1 protein-coding gene is annotated in these 1,446 nt (G+C 77.2%); it reads left to right on the top strand.

The features are described from left to right. Window positions 1-1,446 (top strand): type I polyketide synthase (locus L6E12_RS33345; RefSeq protein ID WP_236231904.1); only part of this gene is annotated, 1,446 nt, incomplete at both ends.

The raw sequence follows: 1,446 nt of genomic DNA, 5'->3' as shown, positions 1-1,446 counted from the left end.
ATCGCGATCGTCGGCATGGCCTGCCGCTTCCCCGGCGGTGTCGGCAGCCCCGAGCAGCTGTGGCAGCTTCTCGTCGACGGCGGCGACGCGGTCGGCCCGTTCCCCCGCGACCGCGGCTGGGACCTCGACTCGCTGTTCCACGACGACCCCCACCACCTCGGCACGACCTACGTGCGCGAGGGCGGCTTCCTGGCCGACGCCACCGGGTTCGACGCCGACCTGTTCGGCGTGTCCCCGCGCGAGGCGCTGGCGATGGACCCGCAGCAGCGGCTGCTGCTGGAGACCTCGTGGGAGGCGCTGGAGCGCGCCGGGCTCGACCCGCGCGGGGTGCGCGGCAGCGCCACCGGGGTGTTCGTCGGCACCAACGGGCAGGACTACCTGTCGCTGATCACCAACTCCGCCGAGCCGGTCGACGGGCACATCGCCACCGGCAACGCGGCCAGCGTCGTCTCCGGGCGGGTGTCCTACGCCTTCGGCCTGCAAGGCCCCTCGGTCACCGTCGACACCGCCTGCTCGGCCTCGCTGGTCGCCCTGCACCTGGCCGCCCAGGCGCTGCGCTCCGGCGAGTGCGACACCGCGCTGGCAGGCGGGGTCACCGTCATGTCGACCCCCGGCGCCTACGTCGAGTTCGCCCGCCAGCGCGGCCTGGCCGCCGACGGCCGGTGCAAGCCCTTCGCCGCCGCCGCGGACGGCACGGGCTGGGGCGAGGGCGTCGGCGTGCTGGTCGTGCGCAGGCTCTCCGACGCCCTGCGGCGCGGGGACGAGGTGCTGGCCGTGCTGCGCGGGTCGGCGGTGAACTCCGACGGCGCCTCCAACGGCCTCACCGCCCCGAACGGGCCCGCCCAGCAGCGGGTCATCCGGGCCGCGCTCGCCGCCGCGGGCCTCGACGGGTCCGATGTGGACATGGTCGAGGCGCACGGCACCGGCACCGCCCTCGGTGACCCGATCGAGGCCCAGGCGCTGCTCGCGACCTACGGTGCCGACCGCGCCGAACCGCTGTACCTGGGCTCGGTGAAGTCCAACCTGGGGCACACGCAGGCCGCCGCGGGCGTCGCCGGGGTGATCAAGGCGGTGCTGGCGATGCGGCACGGGGTGATGCCCGCCAGCCTGCACGTCGACGCCCCCACCCCGCACGTCGACTGGACCAGCGGGGCCGTGGAGGTGCTGGCCGAGGCCCGCCCGTGGCCCGAGCGGGACCGGCCGCGCCGCGCCGCGGTGTCCTCCTTCGGCGTCAGCGGCACCAACGCCCACGTCGTGCTGGAGCAGGGCCCCGCGCCCGAGCCCGCCACCTCGGCGCAGCCGCCCGCCGTGCTGCTGCCGCTGTCCGCGGGGACGGCGGCGGGGGTGGCCGAGCAGGCCGCGCGGCTGCGCGCCGCCCTCGCGGAGGGCTTCTCGCCGGTCGACGTCGCCGCGACCCTGGCCGGGCGCGCCGCGCTCGCGCACCGG

It is taken from the genome of Actinokineospora sp. PR83, assembly GCF_021056305.1.
GTDB classification, from domain to species: domain Bacteria; phylum Actinomycetota; class Actinomycetes; order Mycobacteriales; family Pseudonocardiaceae; genus Actinokineospora; species Actinokineospora spheciospongiae.
Note: the sequence above shows the minus strand (reverse complement) of the source record. Positions and strands in the feature narration are given on the sequence as shown.